Below are 21599 nucleotides of genomic sequence, written 5' to 3' on the forward strand. Positions count from 1 at the left end.
AGTGATCTAACTCTGAGCTTCAAGAGCCTCGACGCGAAAGTGTCGAGGCTCCTTTCTTATCCCTCCCCCTTGTGGGGAGGGTGGACGGCCGTAAGGCCAGCCGGGTGGGGGTAGCCCAGAGCTCCGATTATCGACTCCATCACGCCATCCAGATTCCGATCCACCTCGAAATTCCAGAACCGCATCACGCGAAATCCCTCGCCGCGCAAGAACGCATCCCGCGCTTCATCCCGACGCGCCGCCTCATCGAAATTATGCTGTCCGCCATCGACTTCGATGACCAAGCGTACGGGTTAATGAAGCTAAGAGAAACCAGCAGATCATGCCGAGCGCTGAGCAGCAATGAACGCCGTCAACTCCGCCGGCCTCGTAAACCGGTGCACCTCGCCGGCAAAGTCCGCCATGCGCTCCATGTCACGCGCACGCTGGTCGCGTCTGTAGTTGACGACAAAACGCAGAAACTCTGCATTGAAACGCTCTGGGCATCCCGGCCCCGTATCCGCACGCACCCGTCCCCAGCCCAAAGTCGCTCGACGTAAAACGCGCCACAGGCAAAGACCGGTTGAATAATCCAGATGGATCAGCGTATCGGCCCGCGCCAGCCGCGACACAAGCGTGCCACTGTAATTTCCATCCATGACCCAGTACGGTTCAGCCGCCAACGCCTCGACTGTCGTGCGCCAGACGTCGCTATCCGGCATGCGCCAACCAGGCTGCCAATAATGACGGTCGAGATGAATGACTGGCAGGCCAGTGATTTCAGACAGCGCACGAGCTGCCGTACTCTTTCCCGCGCCTGGACAGCCGACGATCAAGATGCGTTTCAAAGCAAGAACTCCGCGGAGCAGCAATGCCCTTTTCCCGCTCTTGCATAACGAGCGGGTACGCCACGCTTGAGGGACAAGGGACCTTCGCCATTCTTACTCATGGCGGCTATGACTTTAACGACATATTTCGATATTGACATTATTCCTATAAAGGCTGACATTCCTATCACTCTGTCCAACGAGGGCGCTTCTCGAGGGCGTCTTTGGAGGTGGGACAGGGTGCGGCGCCCGCGGACGTGCCTCGCAAGCACGGACTCGGGAGGTCCTGGGTAGCCGTCCGGGCCCACTACGGGGCTCTGCCGCTTGCGGCTGGACGGGTGCGGGTGAAGGCTGGCGAAAGCCGGCCGGATGACGGGCACGATGCCCGTACCCAGTACCCGGAAGCACGGCCCCGGGAACAAAAAAGTCGCGATGGAGCGCCGAAAGGCGTGCGCGCACCGAAGGTCGCTGTCGCAGGCAACCAACGGGACGCGCCACTGACGACAAAGTTGCGCCTTTCGGCGCTCTATCCTCCACATCAAAGGGGACCACCGGAAGGCCAACTTGCGCGGCGGCGCGGGACAGACGGCGCGTGCGCGCGTCGACCCCATTCATGACCGGGACTCGCACAGCGCGACCGGGCGCGCTGCGCATCCCAGAGTGGGTAGCCAGCAACCTCCGGACACGCTAAGCGGATGTCATCCCGCCGGTTCATCCTTCCAAACGTGTTGTCCCTTCCCGCATGAAATTCCTGCTTATTCCGCTCGGCCTTGTGGCGCTTGTCCCGCAGGCCCATGCCAGCGATGCCCGCTTCATGGCGGCCCTCGGCAAGCTCGATCCCAAGACCCGGCTGGAACAGGTCTGCGACTTCGAGGCGATGCGCCGGATCAGCAAGGGCGGCCCGCGCGTCGAGCGCGCCAAATCCGACGCGCTGATGCCGCCGCAACATCTCGGCAATACGATGATCGCCAAGGGCGGCGCCTATCGCGCGGGCGGCAAATGGATGCAGGTCGCCTTCACCTGCAAGGCGACGCCGGACCACAAGACGGTGCTGGATTTCACCTACAAGACGGGAACGGTCATTCCGCCCGCCAAATGGCAGTCTTTGGGACTATGGAAATAGACTAGCCTGCCGGCGTCAGTGCTTGGGCTCGTTCTTGGTGAGCGCGCCGCTATGCGGATCGACATGGACCTCGAAGGTCCGGCCGTCCTTCACGACATCGGCTTCCCAATGGCCGTCGTCGGCCTCAAGCTCTCTGATCTCCGTGTAGCCCAAGCTGCGCAGCTTCTCGGTGACCTGCTGTGCGGTCATCCAGTCCTTGCCCGGGGTATCTGCGGAAGCCCATGAGGGCAGCGCGAAAACGAGCGCAACGGCGAGCAGCAGTGACTTCATGGCAAACCTCCCTGATTTGTCACGACAACTCCGGGATTGCCGCTTTGTTCGGCACAGGCCTTGGCTGCGGCCTCGCTGTTCACCCTGCCGCTAAAAGTTCCGGGATTTGCTTGACGTTAACGCCGGGCGGCGCTTGATGGCGGGATCGCGGCTGCCCGCTTGCGGCCCGAATCCGGTAGTATGTCGAGCGGGAACCCGGGTCTGCGGACCCTGCGATTGCGGTCGAGGCGCATGTCACAGAAGCCCAACTTGCCGAGATGGCGGATCGATCACTGGCGTGCCGAAAAGGGCACGCTGATGGTGCTCGCCGTGGCGCTGGGCCTCCTGATCGGCATCGTGGCGCCGGCCTCCGCGCAGTTCTTCGGTTTCGGCGGTCCGCAGCAACCTCCTCCACGTCCGCAGCGCAATGTGCCTCAAGGCGGCGGTGGCGGCTTCGGCTGGTTCGGCGGCGGCAATGACAGCCCGTTTTTCGCGCCGTTCCAACAACAACAGGCGCCGAAGCGGGCCGCTCCGCGCGAGGACTATTCACGCGCACCATCGCCGGAAAAACGCGACGCACCGGCCGAGCGCAACGTGCTGGTGCTCGGCGACAGCATGGCCGACTGGCTCGCTTACGGCCTCGAGGACGCCTATGCCGAACAGCCCGACATGGGCGTGATCCGCAAGCACAAGACCGTCTCCGGCCTGCTGCGCTATCAGCCGAAGGGCGATCCCGCCGATTGGGCCGCGGCGGCCAAGGGCATTCTTGCCACCGAGAAGCCCGATGCGATCGTCGTCATGCTCGGCCTCAATGACCGCGTCGCAATCCGCGAGCCCGACAAGGCGGCCGAGAAGAAGGGCGCCAAGAAGGACGAAAAGAAAGACAGCGCCGCGGAAGTGAAGCCCGGCGACAAGCCGGCGGAGCCGGAAGCTGACGATGCAGATATTCCCGATCCCGGTTCGATCGTGACCGAGCGCGGCGCGCGCACCGGCGGCATGGTCGATTTCCGCGACGAGCGCTGGGGCGAACTCTACTCGAAGAAGATCGAGGAGATGATCAATGTCGTGAAGGCGAAGGGCGTACCCGTGCTGTGGGTCGGCCTGCCGGCAGTGCGCGGCACCAAGGCGACCGCCGACATGCTCTATCTCGACAATCTCTATCGCGACGCCGCGACCAAGGCCGGCATCACCTACGTCGATATCTGGGACGGCTTTGTCGACGAAGCCGGCCGCTTCCTGCAGCAGGGCCCGGATTTCGAAGGCCAGATCCGCCGGCTGCGTGCGGCCGACGGCGTCTATTTCACCAAGGCCGGCGCCCGCAAGATGGCGCATTACGTCGAGCGCGAAATCACCCGTTTGCTCTCCGGCCGCTCCGCGCCGATCGCGCTGCCGAGCGAGCCTGCGACGCCGGACCTCAATGCCGTGCCTGGCGCGCCAGCGCCGCGTCCGCTGGCCGGCCCCATCGTGCCATTGGTCGCCTCCTCGGTCGGCACCGATCAACTGCTCGGCGGCCCCGGCGTGAAGCCGGTGAGTGTCGATGCACTGGTCGCGCGTGTATTGGTCAAAGGCGAGCCACTCGCCGCACCGGCCGGCCGCGCCGATGACTTCGCCTGGCCGCGCCGCGAGATCGGCCGCGAACAGGCCAAGGGCGATGTTCCCGTCGCGGCGGCCACACCTGCTACCTCAGGCACGAGCGGCGCTGCGACGACAGGACCGGATGGCATCGTTCCGGTGATGGCAGCGCCGGCCGCACCGAAGAAAAAGCCGAAGCCCGTCATCGCCACCGAAGCGCCGTCATCCTTCGGTAGTTTCTTTGGCTTCGACGATACGCCGCGCCGCGCGCCCGTCCAGCAGGCGCCCCAGCGCCCCCGCCCGGCCCAGGCACCCGGCCCGCGCCCGCCCGCCAATGTCGGCCCCGCCGCCTCCGCCCCCTCCGGTTTCTTCACGCGCTAATCGCGCGAAAAATTCCGACGCGAAATTTCAGAGTCAAAAAAATCCCTCAGCCTTTGCGGGCTGAGGGATTTTCGCTTCTGGATATTTTCTTGGACGTTTTCTCAGATGCGACTGCTGACGCTTCTGCAGCGTCCGTTATGTCAGCCGCGATCTGCTATCAATAACCGAAACGGTTCGGACGACGGCGCGGCGGACGCGTCATCAGCATCGCCAGCGCAAAGCCGATACCGCCTGCGATCAGCAGCGAGCCCAGCGGATTGTCGCGGACCTTGTCGGTGATCGCCTGCGTGCCGTCGCGATAGACGTCGCTGTCGAGTGCATCCTCGGCATAGCTGGTGGCGGCGTCCGATGCGTCACGCACGGCGTCCTTGGCCTGGCCGTACAGGTTCTGCACGGTGCCCGTCGCTTCGCGCGCGCGGCCCGAGGCTTCAGTCCGCTCATCGCCCGTGGCTCGGCCGATCACACCTTCAACCTTGCCAGCTGCATCCTTGGCTGCGCCCGCAATACGGTCCTTGTCCATGTCCATTACTCCGTGAGGAAATTCTCGCCGGTGTAATGCCTGAAGCCAGTACTGGTTCCGCCGCGATGCAGGCGCCGTCAATTTAAAGGATCAAACCGCCATCGACGACCAGCGTATGACCGCAAACATAGGATGACAGCGGCGACGCAAGGAACAATGCGGCGCCGGCCATATCGGCAGGCGTGCCGAGGCGCTGCAGCGGGATCCTGGCAATCGCGCCTTCCAGCCGCTTCGGATTCGCTGTCGTGACCTTTGTCATCTTGGTGTCAACGAGCCCCGGCGCGATACCGTTGACACGGATGCCGTCTTCCGACCACGCCTGCGCCAATGTGCGCGTGAGGCCGACCGCGCCGGTCTTCGACGCATTGTAAGAGGGATTGCCCTTGGTGGCATGATAGGCCGCGGTGGAACTGACAATGATCAATCGGCCCTTGCTGGCCTTGAGCTGCGCATGAAACTTCGTCGCGCAGCCCATCAGGCTGATCAGATTGACTTCCATCACCTTGCGGAAGCCATCCATCTCGAACTCGCCGCGGCGATAGATCACAGCACCCTGCGCAAGGATCAGCACATCGACCCGATCGAGCTTCGGATCGAAGGCCTCGATGGCCGACGCGCTGCCAACATCGAGCTGGCTGTAGCCGAGGCCGTCGAGATCGGAACCTTCATCGATCGTGTAGTCGCTGGCCCTGGCGCGCGTACCGCACACATGCACGCGTGCACCGCGCGCACGAAACGCCTGCGCCATGCCGTTGCCGATGCCGCTGGATCCGCCGACGATAAGCACCTGTTGGCCGCTGAAATCGAGTTCGTTCATCCCTGATTATCCTTCTTGATTTTATCGACGCATGTTTGACCGCGCCCGCGATCGGTGCAAGCCTTCAATCAAGCCTCATCATGAAGGCGCAAAATTCGGAGGATGCCTTGTCGGATTTCAAACAACTCAGCCGCTCGGTGCGCGGCCTCACAGTTCTCGTCACCGGCGCTGCAAGCGGCATGGGCCGCGCGACGGCGCGCGTGTTCGGCGACGAAGGCGCCAATGTTGCCGTCACGGATATTTCGGCGGACGGGATTGCCGCAGTGTCGGATGCGATCACATCAGGCGGCGGCAGCGCACACGCATGGACGCTCGACGTTGCCGATCCCGATCGCATCCGCACAGTGGTCAGCGACGTCGCCGCGCATTTCGGGAGTCTCGATATCATCGTCAACAATGCCGGCATCTCAGTTTCCACCGCGATCGACCAGGACGGCTATGACGCCGCGTGGGATCGCGCCATCGCGGTGATGCTGACCTCGCACCAGCGCATCGTCCGCGCCGCGCTGCCGCACCTGCGCAAATCGCCCTCGCCGCGGATCGTCAACATCGCGTCCACCGAAGCGCTCGGCGCCACCGCACTGCACAGTCCCTATTCCGCGGCGAAGGCCGGCGTTACCGGCCTCACGCGCTCGCTCGCGGTGGAACTCGGCCGCGACGGCATCACAGTGAATTGCATCTGTCCCGGCCCGATCACGACGGGGATCACCGAACCCATCAGCGAAGAACACAAGGTGATCTTCGCCAAGCGCCGCACCGTTCTGCGCCGCTACGGAGAGCCGGAAGAAGTCGCGCATATGACGCTAAGCCTGTGCCTGCCTGCCGCGTCCTATATCACAGGCGCGGTGATCCCAGTCGACGGCGGCCTCATGGCACGCAATGCGTAACTGCATTCGCGCCGATTGACATCAGTCCGCACGGGCGTAGCATTTTTCTCAAGCGGCCTAGCATGATCGGAAGCCGCAATCGAATGGGTCAACCATTCCACACGGAGGAAATCTGCAATGCCCGTGACGATCCGCAAACTACATCCCTTGTTCGTCGGCGAAGTGACCGGCGTCGATCTGACCAAGCCCATCAGCCCCGATGACGCCGCTGCCATCGAGCGCGGCATGGATAACTACGCTGTTCTGATATTCCCCAAGCAGGATATCACCGACGAACAGCAACTCGCTTTCGCACAGAATTTCGGTGAGCGCGAGAATCGAAAAGGCGGCTCCGTCACCAAGAAGGAAGACTACCGGCTGACATCGGGTCTCGCCGACGTATCCAATCTCGGCAAGGACGGCAAGCCGCTGCCGAAAGACAGCCGGGCACACCTGTTCAATCTCGGCAACTGCCTGTGGCACTCCGACAGTTCCTTCCGGCCTATCCCCGCAAAATTCTCGCTACTGTCGGCGCGCGTGGTCAACCCGAAGGGTGGCAATACCGAATTCGCCGACATGCGCGCGGCCTATGATGCGCTCGACGGTGATGCCAAGGCCGAGATCGAGGACATGATCTGCGAACACTCGCTGATGACGTCGCGCGGCGCGCTCGGCTTTCTCGACTACACCGACGAAGAAAAAGAGATGTTCAAGCCGGTGCTGCAACGGCTGGTGCGCACCCATCCGGTGCATGGCCGGAAGTCGCTGTATCTGTCGTCGCATGCCGGCGCGATCCAGGGCATGTCGGTGCCCGAAGCCCGCGTATTGTTACGCGATCTCAACGAGCACGCCACGCAGCCGCAATTCGTCCATGTCCACAAATGGACGCTGCATGATCTCGTGATGTGGGACAATCGCCAGACCATGCATCGCGTCCGCCGCTACGACCAGTCGCAGCCGCGCGACATGCGCCGGGCCACAGTCGCCGGCAATGCGCCGACGGTGGCGCAGCAGGCGGCGGAATAACCTGCCGTTCAAAGACAGGCGCGCCGCACGATGCGGCACGCCCGTGTGCGTTCTAGATCCGCTCGATCTTTGCCTTCTCCAGCACCTCGCTCCAGCGCTTCACGTCGGAGGCGAGGAGATCGATGACCTCCTTCGGCTGCGAGGCCTTAGCCTGGCTACCGAGCGACAGCAGCCGCTCCTTCACGCTCTCATCCTTGAGCAGTGTGACCGTCGCAGCGTTCAACTTTGCCACGACGTCGTCGGGAAGGCCGACCGGGCCAACGAGGCTGTACCAGCCCGGCGCGGCGTAACCGGGAAAGCCCGCTTCGGCCACGGTGGGAATATCGGGGAAAGACGGGAAGCGTTCAGCCGTCGTCACCGCGAGTGCGCGGAACTTGCCGGCCTTGATCTGCTCGATCATCGAGATCGGCGGATCGACCATGAAGTCGATGCGCCCCGCGAGGACTTCGACAACGGCCTGAGCGCCGCCGCGAAACGGAATGTGCTGAAACTTCACGCCGGCCAACTGCCCGATCTGCTCGACGATCAGATGCGGGCCCGAGCCGACACCGGGCGTGCCGTAAGTGAGCGGCTTGTCCGGCTGCTTCTTTGCAGAAGCGATCAACTCGGCGAGATTCTTGAAGGGCGCGTCCGCATTACACGAGAACATGTAGGGCGCTTCGGAGACCTGGCAGATACCCTTGAGGTCATCGACCGGCTTGTAAGGCAGGCTCTTGTAGAAGGCCGACGACGCGCCATAGGTCGCGGTGATCAGCGAGATCGTGTAGCCGTCGGGCGCCGAGCGGGCGAGCTGCGCCCCGGCGAGCGTCGTGCCGGCGCCGGGCTTGGTTTCGACCACCACGGTCTGGCCGAGAATTTTCGACAGACCTTCGGCGAGCACACGCGAGGTTGCGTCGGTGCCGCCGCCCGGCGCGAAACCGTGCAGCAGGGTGATGGACCGTTCCGGCCACGCCGCTTTAGCCTGAAATGGAAGAAGGCTTGCCGACAACCCGGCCAGCAGCGTGCGCCTGTTCAACATCGATAGTCCCCAAGAATGCATCAAGGGGAGCAGCCTAACACGCATGCTGCACTGCGGTATAATGTTATGCGCTATGGCCCTCTGCGCAGGGCGCTTATCTCACCCGGAGCCGATCCAGCATCTCCGATGATGCAAACCCATCAGCAGGCGCGCCGACGGAGGCCTGGAAATTGCGCAAGGCTTCACGGGTCTGGCCGCCGAACTGGCCGTCCGGCGTGCCCTTGTAGAAGCCGCGCTGCGTCAGCAGCTGCTGCAGCTCAAGCCGTTCTGCGCGGGATAGCACGCGCTCCTGACGCGGCCATGGCTGCACGAAAGGCGGACCGCCGCGCAACCGATCGGCAAAATGGCCGATGGCCATCGCATAGGCCTCGGCCGGATTGTATTTCATGATGACGCGGAAATTCGTCAGCATCAGGAAGCCCGGCCCCTGCGAACCGGCGGGCGCGAGTAGATAGGCCTTTTCTGTCATGCGCGGGAACGGCTGGTTGTTCGCCCGCTTGAGGCCAAGCTGCTCCCATTGCGGCAGCGTCATCGCCTTGGCCTTGTCGGCCAGCATGTAGTTGAAGCCCTGTGGAACCACGACTTCGTAGCCCCAGGTCTGACCGCTCTGCCAGCCATCCTTTTTCAGGTTGTTGGCGGTCGAGAAAATCAGATCGGTCGGGTTGTCCACCACGTCACGGCGACCATCGCCGTCGCCGTCCACCGCAAAGCGTTTGAACGCGGTCGGCATGAACTGGGTCGGGCCGAATGCGCCGGCCCAAGAGCCGCGCATCTGTTCAGGCCTCAGATCGCCGCGATGCAGGATTTCCAGAGCAACCAGAAACTCGTCCTTGAAATAGGCCTGGCGGCGGCCGACGCAGGCTAGCGTCGCCGTCGAGCGCAGCACACTGCGATCGCCGATCATCGTCGAGTAGTTCGACTCGATGCCCCAGATCGACGCGACGATGTAGCGATCGACGCCGTAAGCCTTCTCGGCCGCATCGAAGATCGTCTTGTACTGCGCCAGCACCTCACGGCCCTTGGCCATCCGGTTGTCGTTCACCAGGATGTCGAGATAGTCCCAGATCGCCTTGGTGAATTCCGGCTGCGAATCCATCAGGTCCATGATTCGCAGATCCGGCGTCAGCCCGGCGGTGAAACGCTGATAGCTGTCCTGCGAGATGCCGCGGCGTGCGGCATCAGGCCACAGTCCGGCAATGCAGTTGTCGAAATTACCAGCGGCCTCGCGGATTGCCTGTGCAGTCATCAGCGGATGGCCGGATGCGCCGTTCTCGCCGCTCCAGGGCTGCGCTCCGGGCGCGCCGGGCAGTGCCGCCTGTGGCGGCGGGTCCTGGGTCTGCGACGATCCGCTAAAGATATTGTCGAACAGGCTGAAAGGGCCGCTCTTGCTCTGCGCCTGCGCCGCCACGGGCAGGGCTGCCGTAAGCAAAACTGCGCCGAGCGCAGCTACACCGCATGTCAGGCTACGCGCCATCTTCGTCGCAGATTTCATCACTATCCATCTCGGGAATCTGACCGGAATTTGGTCATGACTGTGGCATGACAGGAGGCCCGGCGAGGGTTTCCATCAGCTTAACACTATTCCAGTTTTGCCTGGCTGGGCGAACGTGCCGCGCGGCAGAAAGGATAATTGCAGACATGTAGCCCGGCACCACACATCCGCCTTTGTTCCCGGTTGCAAACGGAACCAGCAGGCGCAATCTTCGTTGGCCTGCCTGCGTCGTTCCCCTCCAAGGTCATTGCAAAGTCCCCTGATGAAAATTCGCAAAGCCGTTTTTCCGGTCGCCGGCCTCGGCACCCGCGTCCTTCCCGCCACCAAGGCGATGCCGAAGGAAATGCTGACCATCGTCGATCGGCCGTTGATCCAATATGTGGTCGACGAAGCCCGCGAGGCCGGCATCGAGCATTTCATCTTCGTTACCGGCCGCAACAAGGGCATCATCGAAGATCACTTCGACCGCATGTTCGAGCTCGACGAGACACTCAAGAGCCGCAACAAGTCTGCCGAGATCGAACAGCTGGCGCTGTCCCAGCCTGCCGCCGGCGCCATGAGCTTCACGCGCCAGCAGGCGCCGCTCGGGCTTGGCCATGCTGTGTGGTGTGCCCGCGATATCGTCGGCAATGAGCCCTTCGCCGTGGTGCTGCCGGACGAACTGGTGCTGAATTCCCCGGGCTGCCTGAAGCAGATGGTCGATATCGCGGGAGCGCTTGGCGAAAAGTCCAACCTCGTTGCCGTCGAGGAAGTCCCGATGGACATGACGCATCAATACGGCATCTGCGGTGTCGGCGAGCGCCACCCAACTCACGAAGCCGCTTTCACCATCGACGGCATGGTCGAGAAACCCCCGAAGGGCACCGCGCCGTCCAACCTTTCGATTACCGGCCGCTACATCCTGCAGCCGGAGATATTCAAAATTTTGGAGACCCAGGAGCGCGGCGCAGGTGGCGAAATCCAGCTCACCGATGCGATGATCGGCCTCGCCAAGAGCCAGTCGTTCTACGGCGTGGAATTCGAAGGCGAGCGGCACGATTGCGGTTCGAAGTCCGGCTTCCTGCGCGCCAATATCGCGTTCGGCCTGCAACGCCCCGATCTGCGCGAAGGTCTGCGCGCCGAAATGCTGCGTTACCTCGGAGAGTAAGCGCTAGGCTGCAATCGCCTGGTGCGCATCGCCTGCGATGACACACTGGTTGCGGCCTGCGGCCTTCGCCGCATAGAGCGCCTTGTCGGCAGCTTCGACCAGTCCCGTCCACTCCATCGTCACCAGCGGCTTCACGCTGGCGACGCCGATGCTGACCGTGAGCATCGCAGGATCGGCCGGCACCTGTTCGACGCGACGTCGAATGGTTTCGGCAACCTCATAGGCATCCTGCACGGTCGCACCGGGCAGCAGCACGGCGAACTCTTCCCCGCCATAGCGCGCGGCACAGTCGCCGGCCCGCTTCGCCGCTCCTGCGATGCAATTCGCGATCGCGATCAGGGCAGTGTCTCCGGATTGATGACCGAAGCTGTCGTTGAAAAACTTGAAATGGTCGGCGTCGATCAACAGCAGTGCCATCGGCCGTGAATGCCTGATGGCGCGACGCCATTCCAGCTCCATCGCCGCATCGAATTTGCGGCGATTGCGCAGCCCAGTGAGGCCATCGGTCGTGGCCAGTTCTTCAAGCTTGTGCTCTGCGTGCGCGCGGCGGCCTATTTCGCGCGCCAGGAACAGTGTCACCGCGGTGATGAAGATAATCAGCGCCAGCATGATGCCGCCGATCTTGATCGCCTGCTGATACCACAGACTGTAGATGCCGGCCCACGGCCGGCCGACGATCACGAGCAACGGCCGACCGCTGTCGCGCCACACATAGAGGCGCTCGATCTGGTCAACGACACCGACGCCCGAATACGACCCGTTGGACCGGCTCAGCGCCCGCATCACGCCGGGGGTCTTGCTCAGATCCCTGCCGACCACGTCGAGATCGAACGGCGTACGCATGATGACGACGCCGTCGCGGCGGATCACTGTGATGTTGTCGTCCTTGTTCAGCCGCAAGCGGCCGAACAGATCATGAAAGTAGGCGAACCGGATGGCACCCGCGACGACGCCGGCAAAATTGCCATCGACGTCGGTGATGCGGCGGCTCAGCACGACGGAATACGCGCCCCGGTGCAGCATCGGTTTGCTGACATAGAGCCCGCGCTCGCCGTCGAACTTGTGTACCTTGAAGAACTCTTCGTCGGCACTGCTCTGCTTGGCAGGATCGAGCGATGCCGCATCGATGATAAGATCGCCATGCGCATCGAACACCTGGATGGATGCGAACTGGCGCGCTGATGCCGCATTGTCGAACAGGATCAGCTGGCGCATTTCCTTGCTCAGCTTGTCGATCTCGGGCGTATTGATGCCGGAAATGACAGCGCGCAACGACAGATCGTATTGTTCAACAGTTCGACCTATATCAGAATCGATGGAGGTGGCGAGGTTCTCGGCAGTCTGTCGCGCGAGCGCTTCCTCGCCGCGGCGCATATCGAGCATCACAGTGCCGCAAACGGCCGAAAAGCCAATGATCGTGACCAGCGACGACAGAATCAACAGCTTGGCCGATAACGGCCAGCGTCGAATTCCCGTGCTTGCATTCCCCGACTTCATCATGTGCTCCGTACCCCACGGATCGCACGCGAATGCTTGCCGAGCGCTTAAGTACCGGCTTTGGGTTCCACACGGCGTTAACGAACGGTTGCGGAAAATGCTCGGATGACGCACTTCCGATGTCGATTTACCGAAATCGCGCTGTAGCGCCTGATCGCGCGGGCGCGTATGACGTTTGCGAGATTATACCGAGGACAATTCCGTGCCTGACTACGACCTGCTCCGCGCCTACCTGGCCAGCCAGACCAAGGACGAATTCGTGCTGAGCATGGATGCGATCGAGGAGATCATCGACGACGCGCTGCCGCGCGCGTCGCACCGGGCCTCGTGGTGGGAGACCGAGCGCGCGCCCGATGAGCACATGCCGCAGCGCGAGGCCTGTATCGCAGCCGGCTTCATCGCCATCCGATTGCCCGATGGCTCCGGTGTAAAATTTCGCCGGAAGACGGCCAAGTTCATGCGGAAGTGGAATTAGGACGAGCGACGTGGCGCCCAGCGATTTTTGACCGCTATCGCTGCAGTCTCACGCCCAGCATCACCACGGTCGAGGCCGTGCTCGCGCCAAGGATGTTTGAATCCAGGATATCGCGGCGCACCTGAGCCTTGAGCTGGATTTCACGGTTCAGCTTGTAAACGAGATCACCCTGCAGCGAGTAGATCTTATCGAAGCGGAAGTTTTCCTGATAATCCTGCGTCACGTAAGTGAACTTGCCCGTGGCCGTCAGCCAGCGCCGGAAGTCGTGATTGACCTCGACCGTATAGGTGCGCGTGAGAATGCCGGGAACGCCGGGAACGGTGGTCTCGTCGATCGACGTGGTCGAAACGAATTTCGCGGTCGTCAGCGGTGTGGCCGTCCAGATCAGCGACGCTGACGTCAGCAGGCCCTTGAGAACCTCCAGCCGCGTATCCGTATAGCTGCGCGCTGCATAACCGATTGAGGCTTCGCCCGTCAGCAGACGCGTGAATTCAAACGTCGTGCCGGCCTTGATATAGCCGCCGCTGGAATCGCGGAGATAGCCGAAGCGATCCGCCCGATCGTCGTGCACACGGACATCGCCCTGGACTTCGGCGAACGGCTTCAGACCCGGCAGCACTTCATAGGTGGCGCGGCCGACGCCGCCATACTGATTGAAATTACGGTCATTGTTGTTGGTCTGGGTGCCGTCGGTCAGTTTCGAATCCTGATAGACGGTGCGATCGACGAGACCATCGACCTTGATCTGAAGGCGGTTGAAGTCCTTCTCGACCCCGAGCGACCCACCAGTCGTCGTGAACAGCGGGAACTCCTTCAAGCCGGCCTGAATGTTCGGGCTGCCCGGATTATCCGCGCCGACCCGCATACGCATTTCGCTGTTAACGCGCAGGTCGCGGGCGACATCGAGACGACCGGCGATCTTGCCGTTGAATTCGGCGCGATCGACATTTTCGGGTGCCGGCGAAGTCTGGAATGGCGCTGCGGGAAACTGTTTCTCATAGCCGGTGAAGGATCCGCGCAGATCCACGATGATCGAGTGCCGCGTCCAGTCGGTTGCGGCCAGCAGCTCCGGCGCGACCTTGTAGAACGACGACCCCTTCGGCTGCACGAAACGCGCCGGATTGTTGTCGAAACCGCCATAGATTTCCACGGCTGACTTCACGAGAAAGCTGCCGACGCGCACGCCGGTCGGGGCATAAGGATCGGGATCAATCGGCAATCGCCGGCGCGGCGGCTGACCTACCACCGTGCCGGCAACCGATGGGGCGACGGGAGGCTTGGCGGCCTTGGCCGATGGCGGTGACGGCCGCGTTTCGGGCACCAGCGGCGGCGGCGGGCTGCCAGGCCCCACTGGCGGCTTCGGCTTCTTCGCGCCCGGATAATATTTGATCTGCTTGCGCTTGCGGTTGAGCGCATCGAATCCGGTGCCGGCGGCGCCCGATGCGGCGGGCATCGGCGGCGTGATGATCGACTGCGGGATGCGATCCGGCGATAGCTGGCTGGTCTGCAGCGTTCCATTTGGCTGGAGCGGCGCATCCGTCGTCCGGCGTGTCGGCAGGTTCTGCGGTGACACGAAGCCGCCCGGGACCGGCGCCAGCAGGTCTGACGTCAATGCTTGCGAGAATGCCGGAGATGGCATGAGGAGGCTCAGGCACAGACATGCCGAAACCGCGCCGTTGGCCCAGGCGCGGTTGCGGCGGTCGCGTACTCGACCCATCCTCACGATCAGAAAAACTCCAACACTATCAAAATCTTACAAAATCCACCAAGAGCGACGCCGGAGGCGCGCGCGACAACTCATGGTTAAGGGAGTTAAAACGCTTATGGTTAATGGCCCGTTGAGATCGCATCGGCGGGGTTTCGCCAGGCAGGCCCAGCCGTGCTAAGAGGACGGCGACACAGCCGGACAATTTACGGCCCCAGGATGCGATTGATGCCCCTCTCCAAGACACCCGGCCTTCCGACGAAAACGACGGCAGCGATGAGCGATCAGGCCATTGAAGCGATTGCCTCTGCGCTGCGTACGCTGGAGGCCGAAGCCAGCGGCGTCACCGCGCTGGCCACCGCGCTGCAATCCGACCTTGGCCCGGCCTTCGTCGCCGCCGCCGACCTGATCCTCAAGGCGAAGGGCCGCCTGATCATCACCGGCCTCGGCAAGTCCGGCCATATTGGCCGCAAGATCGCCGCGACCTTCGCCTCGACCGGAACACCTGCCTTCTTCGTCCATGCCGCCGAAGCCAGCCATGGCGATCTCGGCATGATCACGCCCGACGACGTCATCATGGCGCTGTCGTGGTCCGGCGAGCAGCCGGAAATGAAGAACCTCATCACCTATGCCAAGCGTTTCAGGATCGGCGTGATCGCGATCACCTCCGAAGCCACCTCGACGCTGGCCGAGGCCGCCGATGTCGCGCTGACGCTGCCGAAGGCGCGCGAGGCCTGCCCGCATAATCTCGCGCCCACGACATCGTCGCTGATGATGCTGGCGATGGGCGATGCGCTGGCGATCGCGCTGCTGGAAGGCCGTGGCTTTACGTCGGTGGATTTCAGCGTGCTGCACCCCGGAGGCAAGCTCGGCGCAATGCTGAAATACACCCGCGACCTCATGCATTCAGGCGACGCCGTGCCGCTCAAGCCGCTCGGCACCAAGATGTCCGATGCGCTGGTGGAAATGTCCTCGAAGGGATTTGGCTGCGTCGGCATCACCGATGGCAACGGCCATGTGGTCGGCATCGTCACCGACGGCGATCTCCGCCGTCACATGCGCGCCGACCTGATGACGGTCTCGGTCGATGAAGTCATGACCAAGAATCCCAAGACCATCAGCCGCGACCTGCTCGCCGGCGAGGCGCTGGAAATCCTCAACTCGTCGAAGATCACCGCGCTGCTGGTGACGGACGCCAGAAAGCCCGTCGGCATCGTGCATCTGCACGATCTGCTACGGGCGGGCGTGGCGTAAGCCACGTTAGCTGGCAGTTCGCAGGAACCTTGCCGCATTCGCTTCGAGTGGCAATGCCAAGCCGTTCGCGATGTACGACACCGTACGATAGAATCCACACAGCAGGATGATCTCGAAGATTTTCGCGTCATCGTAGTGAGCGGCCAGCGTCTTGAACTCCTCATCGCTGAGCGTGGCGCGGTGATGCAGCGCATCGACTGCCGCGATCAGAGCTTGTTCCGCTGACGACCAGCATGTCGCCTGTGAGTCACCGTCAACGGTCGCCTTCACCTCAGCTTCCGTCAGTTTCGCCGCGTCTGCAAAGGTCGCGACATGGACGCCCCATTCATATTCGCATCCGGTCAGTGCGCAGGTGCGATCTATGACAATCTCGCGCTCCCGCAGCGACAGCGGTCCGCGATCAAGCAGGCCAGCTGCGCGAAATTTGCTCCATGCCCTCGGATGACCGGCGATCACGCGAAACAGCATCAGCGGCGGCGCCCCGCGCATGATCGCATCGAATTGCGTCTGAATATCGGAAGCATAAGGCGGCTGCAGCGGCGCGATGCGTGACATGCCCAACTCCTGCGCTACTATAATCGTAGCGATATGCTACATATTCTGTAGCGACCTGCAAGAGAGAATGTGATGGCAAAGTCCGTTTCCAAGCAGCCCAGACGCGCCGTGCGCGGCTCGACGACCGGCCGACCGATCATGGCGCTGCTCGACCTGCTAGGCCGGCGCTGGACGCTGCGCATTCTTTGGGAGTTGCGTGAGCACTCCCTGACCTCACGAGCGCTGCGCGAGGCTTGCGACGACGCGTCCCCTACCGTTCTGCAGGCACGCCTGAGCGATCTCAGAGACGCGGGTCTGATCGCGCTGCGGCCCGACGGCTATGGGCTGACGGATACGGGCCGGGAGTTGCAGGACACCTTCCTGCCACTGCATCATTTTGCGGAGCGGTGGAGCAAATCGCTTGCCGCCGACTGATCAAGCCACATCCACCGTCAGGCTCGCTCCGTCCGCCTTCACAATCTTCACCTTGGTGCCTGCCGGCGTATCCGGGCCACTGACGCGCCAGACCGTGTCGTCAATGCGCACGATGCCCTCGCCGTCGATGATCGGTCGATCCAGCGTGCAGACACGCCCGACCAGCGCATCGGAGCGCTTGTTGAGGAACGGATTCGGATTGGCGCCGGGCTTCTGGCGCGCAATCCGTCGCCACAGCGGGACGGCTGCCAGCGCGAACAATCCGAACAGCAGGATCTGCACTTGCCAGGACGGCGTGACGATGAAGGACAGCACGCCGACGAGGAATGCGGACAGCCCGAGCCAGAACATGAAGACGCCGGGCGCCAGCAGCTCCAGCGCCATCAGCAGCACGCCAAAGATCAGCCAGTTCCAGCTGCCCAAAGTGACGAACATTTCGGCCATTGCGAAATCCCTAGCTGCGCGGCGGCGTTGTACCCGCCGGCGGCACTGATCCGCTGCGGCGCGCGGCAGCCTGGGCCGAGGTCGAGTTCTCGCCGAAGGTCGCCTTGGCGATCTCGCCGATACCGGCCAGCGAGCCCAGCATGCTCATGGCTTCCACCGGCAGCATGATGACCTTCTGGTTCGGCGATTCCGCAAGCTGGCCGAACGCCTTGATGTATTTGTCGGCGATGAAGTAGTTCAGCGCCGCAACGTCACCCTTCGAAATCGCCTCCGACACCACCCGCGTTGCGTTGGCTTCGGCCTCTGCGGAACGCTCGCGTGCCTCGGCGTCACGGAACGCAGCCTCGCGGCGACCTTCGGCCTGCAGGATCTGGCCCTGCTTGGCACCTTCGGCACGGAGAATTTCCGACTGGCGCTGACCCTCAGCCTGCAGAATATCGGCGCGCTTGACACGCTCGGCCTTCATCTGCCGGCCCATAGCCTCGACCAGATCGGCCGGCGGCACGATGTCCTTGATCTCGATGCGGTTGACCTTGAGGCCCCATGGCGACACCGCGGCATCGACGACGCGCAGCAGCCGCTCATTGATCTCGTCACGATGCGACAGCACCTGATCGAGATCCATCGAGCCCATTACCGAACGGATGTTGGTCATGGTCAGCACGATGATCGCCTGATTGAGGTCGGACACTTCGTAGCTTGCCTTGGCCGCGTCGAACACCTGGAAGAACGCGACGCCGTCCACGGTGACGGTGGCGTTGTCCTTGGTGATCACTTCCTGCTCGGGGATGCTGATCACCTGCTCCATCATGTTCATCTTGCGACCGACGCGGTCGAAATAAGGGATGATGAGGTTGAGGCCTGGCGACAGCGTGCGGGTGAATTTGCCGAAGCGTTCGATGGTCCAGTCATAGCCCTGCGGCACGGTCTTCACGCCGGCAAACAGCGTGAAGATGATCAGCAGTACAACGGCGATGGCGAAAATGTCGTAACCGGACATCAAAGTCTCCCTGCGGCAAAATGGACGCGCAACATATGGCGCCTCGTTGTTTTGTCGGCGTGGAGGATTTTAAGGTTCGAAATCGGGAAAAGCGAGAGCGCCGACGTGATCACGAGCCACGGACCTCTCAGCCGTCATTGCGAGGAGCCCTTGCGACGAAGCAATCCAGTCTTCGCTTGTGGCTTCTGGATTGCTTCGCTGCGCTCGCAATGACGTGGATGGGTTGGAGCGCCCTTAGATCCAGCCCTGCAGCTCGCGCAGCACAAGCTGGCGGATCGTGTCCATGCCCTCGTCGCTGTCGTTGAGGCAGGGGATCGCAGAGAATTGCTCGCCGCCATTGTGCATGAAGATCTCGCAATTCTCCTGCGCGATTTCTTCCAGCGTCTCCAGGCAGTCGGCCGAGAAGCCAGGCATTACGACGGCAATGCGACGCACGCCGTCCTTAGCGAGCTGCTCGATGGTCTTGTCCGTATAGGGCTGAAGCCAGGCATCGAAGCCGAAACGGGACTGGAAGGTCAGCAGCAGCTTCGGCGCATCCGGCCCAAGCCGTTTGCGCAGCGCTTCGGTCGTGGCCACGCATTGCGCCTGATAAGGGTCGCCCTTGTCGATGTATTTCTGCGGCATGCCGTGGAACGACGCCACGATCATTTCCGGCACGAATGACAGCGTCGCCAGATGCTTCTCGATCGAGGTCGCCAGCGCGCCGATATAATCCGGCTCATCATAATAAGGCGGTGTGACCCGCAGCGTCGGCTGCGCCCGCATGGTGCCGAGCACGCGGAACACTTCGTCGCAAACGGTCGCAGAGGTCGCCGCCGAATATTGCGGATAGAGCGGCACCACCAGAATGCGGTCGCAGCCCTTTGCAGTCAGCTCGGCAATGCGGGAGCGGATGGAGGGATTGCCGTAGCGCATCGCCCAGTCCACCACGAGATGTGTATGACTATCGAGCGAGGCTGCGAGCTTGTCGGACTGCGCACGCGTGATCGTCTTCAGCGGAGACTCGTTCTTCTCCGTGTTCCAGATCTTCAGATAGTCCTTGGCCTTGCGGCGCGGCCGCGTGGTCAGGATGATGCCATTGAGGATCAGCTTCCACAGCAGGCCCTGGTTCTCGATCACGCGCGGATCGGACAGGAACTCTCTGAGATAGACGCGCACGCCGCGGGTATCCGCCGTGTCGGGAGTTCCGAGATTGACCAGCAAGACGCCGACGCGTTCCGGTATCTCCAGGGTGGAGGCCAGTGGCTGCTCGAGGGAAACGACATTTGTCATGATGCCGGTGGCTTCGCGCTTTGGCTGGACCTTGTCAAGACGACGGACTGTCCATCAGGGCAGGACAGCGATCAGAAACAGGTGACGCGTTCGGCCGCGACATAGCCCAGCAGCAGGCCAACGCCGAACAGCATCACCAGCGCCGCCGCGCCGAACTCGATCCCCCGCATCACCAGCGCGCCGCTGCCGTCGCGCCCACCAGCCAGACGGCGGGCGAGGCCCTTGGCGGAAACGGCGATGACGGCAATGGTTGCCACGGTGATCGCGGTTCCCAGGCCCATCACGAAAGTCGCAGCGATGCCGGCCCAGAACATGCCCTGCGCCAGCGCGAAGACCAGCACGAGGATCGCGCCGGAACACGGCCGGATGCCCACCGTGAACACCGCCGACAGTCCGCGCGCCCAGCCACCGGGGCCTGCGAGCTGATCAGGCGTCGGACCGTGGGAATGGCCGCAATGCTCGTCATGAACGTGATCATGATGACTGTCGTCATGATGCGCATGTGCTGAAGCCGTCGCCTCGGCATGAGCCGAATGCGCGTGCGCATGAGCATGCGCGTGGCCGTGAGCGTGCTCGTGGTGATGGTGGTCATGGCCATGATCGTGGGAATGCGCGGACGCACTAGCATGCGCCATCGCGAGCTGCGGGCCGGCGGCCGGCAGCGACGGTCGCAAGGCGCGGACAAAGCCGCGCCCCTTGCTCCAGACCAGCCGCGCGCCGAATGCCGCGATTAGGCCGTAGCTCGCAATTTCCACCCAGCGCTCGGTGCTGCACATGGTCTTCGCCGTGACATTCAGCAGCCATGCGCCAATGCCCACGATCAACACCGCCACCAGCGCCTGCATCAGCGCCGAGACGAAGGACAATATGATACCGCGCTTGGCGGTCTCTTCATTGGCGACCAGATAGGACGAGATCACCGCTTTGCCGTGCCCTGGGCCGGCGGCGTGGAAGATGCCGTAAGCAAAGGAAATCGCCAGCAGCGTCCACACGGCGCTGCCGTCGGACTTTGCGGCACGGATGGTCGCCGACATCGCCCGGTAGAATTCGGACTGCTTGGTGAGCAACCAGCCGATGATGCCGCCGACCTGCGAGTCCGGCACGCCCTTCGGCGCACCGAACGGATTCTGCGCGAGAGCGTGATGCAGCGAAGCGTCGGTCATGGCGGCGACGACCAGCACTACCGCACAAACAAGAACGACACTCCATCCGCTCGTCATGGCCGGGCTTGTTCCGGCCATCCACGTCTTCCGGATGCCGGTGTCTAGGCGTGGATGCCCGGGACAAGCCCGGGCATGACGCGGGGAGAGACCTGTCGATGAAGTTACACTCATGGGCAATCGACCGTGATCTTGTTAGCGAACATGGCGCCGTAATTGCTGTTCTCGCCATTCATGAAAGTGTCTTCGTTCATGGTCTGCGCCTTGGCGGCGCCGTCCGACGGGCGCTGGATCGCCATCGTGCAGGAGGCCGGCGCGCCGGCCAGCTTGATGGGGTCTTTCTTCTCCAGACCGAAATCGACGAAGAAGCTCGGATCGAAGATTTCGAGTTCCATCTTCTTGGCCTTGAACGGCGTCTTGAACGGCAGCGTGAAGTGCAGCACCAGCGCGGCGTCACGCTTCTCCAGATAATAGTCGACGGGATCGTTGAAGCGCTGCTTCTTGCCCTCCACCTTGGCGAAGGTGAAGAAGGCGAATTCCTTCAGCGACTCCACATTGGTCTGTGCCAGCGGCGCCAGCTCCTCGCGGGTATAGACGCCCTTGGTCTTGCTCTCGATGCCCTGCAGCGCATAGGTCGAGAACATGTCGTCGAATACCCAGGCATGGCGCACGCCGGTGATGGTGCCGTCCGGCGCGTAGATCAGTTCGCTGGATGCCGTGACGAAGACATGCGGGTGGGCCGAGGCGGCGGTGATGCCGCCAGCCAGCGCAACAACGATCGCGATCAGACCCAAAAAGCGGTTCAT

At 62.7% G+C, this 21599-nt stretch carries 23 protein-coding genes; 8 read left to right on the forward strand and 15 right to left on the reverse strand.

Annotation, left to right across the window (positions count from 1 at the left end):
• Positions 1-56: 56 nt before the first annotated feature.
• On the reverse strand, positions 57-284 hold the full coding sequence (locus AB7813_RS16360) for an endonuclease domain-containing protein (protein ID WP_439065075.1): 228 nt from the start codon (positions 282-284) through the stop codon (positions 57-59).
• 36 nt (positions 285-320) lie between these two features.
• Positions 321-827: an adenylate kinase gene (locus tag AB7813_RS16365; RefSeq protein ID WP_439065076.1), complete on the reverse strand. Its 507-nt coding sequence runs from the start codon at positions 825-827 to the stop codon at positions 321-323.
• A gap of 721 nt (positions 828-1548) precedes the next feature.
• Between AB7813_RS16365 and AB7813_RS16370 the strand changes: the two genes are divergently transcribed.
• On the forward strand, positions 1549-1929 hold the full coding sequence (locus AB7813_RS16370) for a DUF930 domain-containing protein (protein ID WP_120287194.1): 381 nt from the start codon (positions 1549-1551) through the stop codon (positions 1927-1929).
• Between the two features lie 15 nt (positions 1930-1944).
• Here AB7813_RS16370 and AB7813_RS16375 read toward each other — a convergent pair whose 3' ends face one another.
• Entirely contained in the window at positions 1945-2199 is a 255-nt protein-coding gene (locus tag AB7813_RS16375; protein WP_093757199.1) for a PepSY domain-containing protein, read from the reverse strand.
• A 231-nt stretch (positions 2200-2430) separates the two neighbouring features.
• On the opposite strand from AB7813_RS16375, the gene AB7813_RS16380 reads away from it, so the two are divergent.
• Positions 2431-4131 carry an SGNH/GDSL hydrolase family protein gene (locus tag AB7813_RS16380; protein WP_439065077.1) on the forward strand — a complete coding sequence of 567 codons (1701 nt, stop codon included), beginning with the start codon at positions 2431-2433 and terminating at the stop codon, positions 4129-4131.
• Between the two features lie 157 nt (positions 4132-4288).
• Here the strand turns inward: AB7813_RS16380 and AB7813_RS16385 are convergent, their stop codons facing one another.
• Complete coding sequence (locus tag AB7813_RS16385; protein WP_441228242.1) at positions 4289-4651, reverse strand: CsbD family protein; 363 nt, start codon at positions 4649-4651, stop codon at positions 4289-4291.
• A gap of 82 nt (positions 4652-4733) precedes the next feature.
• Positions 4734-5468: an SDR family NAD(P)-dependent oxidoreductase gene (locus tag AB7813_RS16390; RefSeq protein WP_439083990.1), complete on the reverse strand. Its 735-nt coding sequence runs from the start codon at positions 5466-5468 to the stop codon at positions 4734-4736.
• Positions 5469-5575: 107 nt separating this feature from the next.
• On the opposite strand from AB7813_RS16390, the gene AB7813_RS16395 reads away from it, so the two are divergent.
• Together AB7813_RS16395 and AB7813_RS16400 are read left to right on the forward strand one after the other, a co-directional pair.
• Entirely contained in the window at positions 5576-6355 is a 780-nt protein-coding gene (locus tag AB7813_RS16395; protein WP_439065078.1) for an SDR family NAD(P)-dependent oxidoreductase, read from the forward strand.
• A 117-nt stretch (positions 6356-6472) separates the two neighbouring features.
• Positions 6473-7360, forward strand: coding sequence for a TauD/TfdA dioxygenase family protein (locus tag AB7813_RS16400; protein WP_439065079.1), 888 nt, complete (start codon positions 6473-6475; stop codon positions 7358-7360).
• A gap of 52 nt (positions 7361-7412) precedes the next feature.
• Here AB7813_RS16400 and AB7813_RS16405 read toward each other — a convergent pair whose 3' ends face one another.
• Both AB7813_RS16405 and AB7813_RS16410 read right to left on the reverse strand, forming a co-directional pair.
• A complete protein-coding gene (locus AB7813_RS16405; protein WP_115032964.1) occupies positions 7413-8378 on the reverse strand; it encodes a Bug family tripartite tricarboxylate transporter substrate binding protein in 966 nt (321 codons plus the stop codon).
• 94 nt (positions 8379-8472) lie between these two features.
• Positions 8473-9870, reverse strand: a complete 1398-nt coding sequence (locus AB7813_RS16410) for a lytic murein transglycosylase (RefSeq protein WP_439065080.1) — start codon at positions 9868-9870, stop codon at positions 8473-8475.
• A 262-nt stretch (positions 9871-10132) separates the two neighbouring features.
• Here AB7813_RS16410 and AB7813_RS16415 point away from each other — a divergent pair, with 262 nt between their 5' ends.
• Positions 10133-11017 (forward strand): UTP--glucose-1-phosphate uridylyltransferase, encoded by an 885-nt coding sequence (locus AB7813_RS16415; RefSeq protein ID WP_068728967.1) that lies wholly within the window; start codon positions 10133-10135, stop codon positions 11015-11017.
• A gap of 3 nt (positions 11018-11020) precedes the next feature.
• On the opposite strand, the gene AB7813_RS16420 is transcribed toward AB7813_RS16415, so the two are convergent.
• Positions 11021-12517, reverse strand: a complete 1497-nt coding sequence (locus tag AB7813_RS16420) for a sensor domain-containing diguanylate cyclase (protein WP_439083989.1) — start codon at positions 12515-12517, stop codon at positions 11021-11023.
• A gap of 199 nt (positions 12518-12716) precedes the next feature.
• Here AB7813_RS16420 and AB7813_RS16425 point away from each other — a divergent pair, with 199 nt between their 5' ends.
• Positions 12717-12989, forward strand: a complete 273-nt coding sequence (locus tag AB7813_RS16425) for a hypothetical protein (protein WP_089266229.1) — start codon at positions 12717-12719, stop codon at positions 12987-12989.
• Between the two features lie 34 nt (positions 12990-13023).
• Here AB7813_RS16425 and AB7813_RS16430 read toward each other — a convergent pair whose 3' ends face one another.
• The gene (locus AB7813_RS16430; RefSeq protein ID WP_439065081.1) at positions 13024-14628 is read right to left on the reverse strand and encodes an outer membrane beta-barrel protein; all 1605 of its coding nucleotides are present in this window, start codon (positions 14626-14628) and stop codon (positions 13024-13026) included.
• 342 nt (positions 14629-14970) lie between these two features.
• Here AB7813_RS16430 and AB7813_RS16435 point away from each other — a divergent pair, with 342 nt between their 5' ends.
• Positions 14971-15948 carry a KpsF/GutQ family sugar-phosphate isomerase gene (locus AB7813_RS16435; RefSeq protein WP_439065908.1) on the forward strand — a complete coding sequence of 326 codons (978 nt, stop codon included), beginning with the start codon at positions 14971-14973 and terminating at the stop codon, positions 15946-15948.
• 6 nt (positions 15949-15954) lie between these two features.
• On the opposite strand, the gene AB7813_RS16440 is transcribed toward AB7813_RS16435, so the two are convergent.
• A complete protein-coding gene (locus tag AB7813_RS16440) occupies positions 15955-16503 on the reverse strand; it encodes a carboxymuconolactone decarboxylase family protein (protein WP_439065082.1) in 549 nt (182 codons plus the stop codon).
• Positions 16504-16575: 72 nt separating this feature from the next.
• Between AB7813_RS16440 and AB7813_RS16445 the strand changes: the two genes are divergently transcribed.
• Positions 16576-16917 (forward strand): winged helix-turn-helix transcriptional regulator, encoded by a 342-nt coding sequence (locus AB7813_RS16445; protein ID WP_439065083.1) that lies wholly within the window; start codon positions 16576-16578, stop codon positions 16915-16917.
• Here the strand turns inward: AB7813_RS16445 and AB7813_RS16450 are convergent, their stop codons facing one another.
• The 5 genes from AB7813_RS16450 to AB7813_RS16470 all read right to left on the reverse strand — a co-directional run bounded on the left by AB7813_RS16450 (position 16918) and on the right by AB7813_RS16470 (position 21599).
• A complete protein-coding gene (locus tag AB7813_RS16450) occupies positions 16918-17361 on the reverse strand; it encodes an NfeD family protein (RefSeq protein WP_093757207.1) in 444 nt (147 codons plus the stop codon).
• A 10-nt stretch (positions 17362-17371) separates the two neighbouring features.
• Positions 17372-18361 (reverse strand): SPFH domain-containing protein, encoded by a 990-nt coding sequence (locus AB7813_RS16455; protein ID WP_089265787.1) that lies wholly within the window; start codon positions 18359-18361, stop codon positions 17372-17374.
• Positions 18362-18595: 234 nt separating this feature from the next.
• Positions 18596-19633: a ferrochelatase gene (gene hemH, locus AB7813_RS16460; protein ID WP_439065084.1), complete on the reverse strand. Its 1038-nt coding sequence runs from the start codon at positions 19631-19633 to the stop codon at positions 18596-18598.
• 71 nt (positions 19634-19704) lie between these two features.
• Positions 19705-20874: a nickel/cobalt transporter gene (locus tag AB7813_RS16465; protein WP_439065085.1), complete on the reverse strand. Its 1170-nt coding sequence runs from the start codon at positions 20872-20874 to the stop codon at positions 19705-19707.
• 89 nt (positions 20875-20963) lie between these two features.
• Entirely contained in the window at positions 20964-21599 is a 636-nt protein-coding gene (locus tag AB7813_RS16470) for a DUF1007 family protein (protein WP_231079133.1), read from the reverse strand.

Source organism: Tardiphaga sp. 20_F10_N6_6 (genome assembly GCF_052076045.1).
Taxonomy (GTDB): Bacteria; Pseudomonadota; Alphaproteobacteria; order Rhizobiales; family Xanthobacteraceae; genus Tardiphaga; species Tardiphaga robiniae.

What these genes read in the sequence shown, in the direction of transcription:
- AB7813_RS16370 (WP_120287194.1), top strand. Translation starts at nt 1,549, where the DNA reads ATGAAATTCCTGCTTATTCCGCTCGGCCTTGTGGCGCTTGTCCCGCAG.
- AB7813_RS16375 (WP_093757199.1), bottom strand. Translation starts at nt 2,199, where the DNA reads ATGAAGTCACTGCTGCTCGCCGTTGCGCTCGTTTTCGCGCTGCCCTCA.
- AB7813_RS16380 (WP_439065077.1), top strand. Translation starts at nt 2,431, where the DNA reads ATGTCACAGAAGCCCAACTTGCCGAGATGGCGGATCGATCACTGGCGT.
- AB7813_RS16385 (WP_441228242.1), bottom strand. Translation starts at nt 4,651, where the DNA reads ATGGACAAGGACCGTATTGCGGGCGCAGCCAAGGATGCAGCTGGCAAG.
- AB7813_RS16390 (WP_439083990.1), bottom strand. Translation starts at nt 5,468, where the DNA reads ATGAACGAACTCGATTTCAGCGGCCAACAGGTGCTTATCGTCGGCGGA.
- AB7813_RS16400 (WP_439065079.1), top strand. Translation starts at nt 6,473, where the DNA reads ATGCCCGTGACGATCCGCAAACTACATCCCTTGTTCGTCGGCGAAGTG.
- AB7813_RS16405 (WP_115032964.1), bottom strand. Translation starts at nt 8,378, where the DNA reads ATGTTGAACAGGCGCACGCTGCTGGCCGGGTTGTCGGCAAGCCTTCTT.
- AB7813_RS16410 (WP_439065080.1), bottom strand. Translation starts at nt 9,870, where the DNA reads ATGAAATCTGCGACGAAGATGGCGCGTAGCCTGACATGCGGTGTAGCT.
- AB7813_RS16415 (WP_068728967.1), top strand. Translation starts at nt 10,133, where the DNA reads ATGAAAATTCGCAAAGCCGTTTTTCCGGTCGCCGGCCTCGGCACCCGC.
- AB7813_RS16420 (WP_439083989.1), bottom strand. Translation starts at nt 12,517, where the DNA reads ATGATGAAGTCGGGGAATGCAAGCACGGGAATTCGACGCTGGCCGTTA.
- AB7813_RS16430 (WP_439065081.1), bottom strand. Translation starts at nt 14,628, where the DNA reads ATGCCATCTCCGGCATTCTCGCAAGCATTGACGTCAGACCTGCTGGCG.
- AB7813_RS16435 (WP_439065908.1), top strand. Translation starts at nt 14,971, where the DNA reads ATGAGCGATCAGGCCATTGAAGCGATTGCCTCTGCGCTGCGTACGCTG.
- AB7813_RS16440 (WP_439065082.1), bottom strand. Translation starts at nt 16,503, where the DNA reads ATGTCACGCATCGCGCCGCTGCAGCCGCCTTATGCTTCCGATATTCAG.
- AB7813_RS16445 (WP_439065083.1), top strand. Translation starts at nt 16,576, where the DNA reads ATGGCAAAGTCCGTTTCCAAGCAGCCCAGACGCGCCGTGCGCGGCTCG.
- AB7813_RS16450 (WP_093757207.1), bottom strand. Translation starts at nt 17,361, where the DNA reads ATGGCCGAAATGTTCGTCACTTTGGGCAGCTGGAACTGGCTGATCTTT.
- AB7813_RS16455 (WP_089265787.1), bottom strand. Translation starts at nt 18,361, where the DNA reads ATGTCCGGTTACGACATTTTCGCCATCGCCGTTGTACTGCTGATCATC.
- hemH (WP_439065084.1), bottom strand. Translation starts at nt 19,633, where the DNA reads ATGACAAATGTCGTTTCCCTCGAGCAGCCACTGGCCTCCACCCTGGAG.
- AB7813_RS16465 (WP_439065085.1), bottom strand. Translation starts at nt 20,874, where the DNA reads ATGGCCGGAACAAGCCCGGCCATGACGAGCGGATGGAGTGTCGTTCTT.
- AB7813_RS16470 (WP_231079133.1), bottom strand. Translation starts at nt 21,599, where the DNA reads ATGAACCGCTTTTTGGGTCTGATCGCGATCGTTGTTGCGCTGGCTGGC.